Genomic DNA, 2,023 nt, shown 5'->3' on the forward strand with positions numbered 1-2,023 from the left:
CGGGCGCAGGCGGCCGAAGCTGATCCAGGGCAGATCGAAGTTCAGCGCGGGCCACGCCAGCTGCGAGGCGATGATGAGGCCGACGAGGAATCCGGCAATGCCCCAGAACATCGCCATGAAGGAGGCGAACTTGATCGGCCCCATGTTGTAGTTCGGGCGGCCGTTGATTTCCTGAGCCGGCAGCGCCGCCGGCCGCTCGAAGTAGCGGTTGACGATGAAGAACACCGCAGCCACGCTCGCCGCCGCGCTGAGCGCAGCGTGGAACGCGAAGGGTGCATCGAGCGCCTTGGCCGAGGCGATGACGCAGAGAAAGGCGGTGACTGCGAATACGACAGCCAAGCCGCTTTCACCGATGGTCATGGATTTTGAGATGGAGGGCTGGCTCATGCGGATTCTCTCTGAAAGAACACGCTGCCAGAAACCACATCCCCCCTCGCGAGGAATTGATTGAAATCAAGATGGCCTTGGAGCGGAGCCGTAGCGGACGAATATTTTCTGGGCTTCTCCGTATTTTTTCGGTGCGGCTAGTTGAAGTGCCCTCTCCCCTTGTGGGAGAGGGCAGCGAGGACAGCGCGGCAAACTCGATTGGGTGAGGGGTTGGTGCAGCTGGGGCCGGTGTTTGTGTGGAGACATCCCGTCATCCGGCGCCATAGCCGAAGCTTCGCTTCGGCGTTCTTAAGAACGGCGGCCGAAGGCCGCCTATGCCACGTTCTCCCACAAGGGGAGAAGGGAAAGGCGTCACGTCACTCCCGCGCCGTCGCCTTCAGAGCCGCGATCACGTCCTCACGGGCGATGATGCCGGCCAACTTCTGTGCACCGTCGAGCACGATGATGCTCCTGATGCGGTGCTCGACCATGATCTGGAGCACGCGTGTCAGCCGCGTATCGGGGCTGACATAGATGAACTCGGGCGTCATGACGTCGCCGATCTTGCGGTTCATCAGATCGTCGTAGCGCGGCAACATCTGGCTCGGCGAGAAGGCGAAGCACTTCAGGATGTCGAACTTGGTGACGATGCCGACCACCTGCCCGTCGTCTTCGACCGGATAGGAGTTGAAATCGTCGGTCTCGAACATCTCGCTGAGCTGGAACAAGTCGAGGCCGCGTTGCACGGTCTTGACGTTGCGCGTCATGTAGCCGTCGACGGTCTGTTCAAGAAATTGATACACGGCGCGTCCTCCTCCATTCCATATTGGCCGGCCGGTGGTCAGTGCGACAGCAGCACGCTGCGGGCGGTTTGCGTGATCAGATGTTGAGTCACGCCTCCGAGGATCAGCTCGCGAAATCGCGAATGACCATAGCCCCCCGCGACGATCAGGCCGGCGTCGACGTCGCCGGCGACCTTCTCCAACCGGGCAGCCGGGCTCTCGTTTCCTGCAATCTCAGAGACGCGCGCCGTCGCGGTGACGCCGTGACGGCCGAGCCAGGCGGCAACGTCGGTAACGCCGGCCATCACGGCCGCACGGTCGTCGTCGTGATCGGGGATCTCGACGATGGTGACGTCCCTCGCCTTGCGCAGCATCGGCAGCGCGTCCACCACCGCCCGCCGCGCCTCCGGCGTGTCCTTCCAGGCCACCAGCACATTGCGCAGGTCCAGCCATTTCGCCCCGTCGGGAACGAAAAGAAGCGGGCGGCCGGCCTGCATCACGAGGTCCTTGGGGCTCGCCAACGAGAACGCGTCGGAGAAGGCGGGGCTCCGCCCCCCGCTGACCACGATGTCAGCACAGCGCGCCTGCGCCAGCACGAATCGCGCCGGATAATCCATGGCGCTGCGCCATTGCACATGCCCGCCGCGATTTTTCACGGCCGCGCGGAATTGTGCTTCGAGGTCGGTCAGCCGGCGTTTGACTGAGGCTTCGCCCTCATCGATCAACGCTTGCGCCTCGGCGCCGTCGGTGAAGTAGAGCGGCGGTGCGAACTGCGCCGCGGCCACACCGATGATGGCCGCCTCGAATCGCTCGGCGAGCTCCCCAGCGACCTGAAGACGCGCTTCGTTGGACTGATCGAGCGCCAAGCTGACCAT

At 63.6% G+C, this 2,023-nt stretch carries 2 protein-coding genes and 1 pseudogene; all 3 read right to left on the reverse strand.

Going from position 1 to position 2,023, the window contains the following annotated elements; all coding sequences use genetic code 11:
• A pseudogene (locus JHD07_RS38065) lies at window positions 1–387 on the reverse strand (cytochrome C oxidase); the annotation flags it as partial.
• Window positions 388–743: 356 nt separating this feature from the next.
• On the reverse strand, window positions 744–1,169 hold the full coding sequence (locus JHD07_RS38070; protein WP_291631579.1) for a CBS domain-containing protein: 426 nt from the start codon (window positions 1,167–1,169) through the stop codon (window positions 744–746).
• Between the two features lie 38 nt (window positions 1,170–1,207).
• Window positions 1,208–2,023: universal stress protein (locus JHD07_RS38075; protein WP_291631581.1), on the reverse strand; the 816-nt coding region annotated here is incomplete at its 5' end.

Origin of the sequence: Bradyrhizobium sp., assembly GCF_016462955.1 — a bacterium.
GTDB lineage: Bacteria > Pseudomonadota > Alphaproteobacteria > Rhizobiales > Xanthobacteraceae > Bradyrhizobium.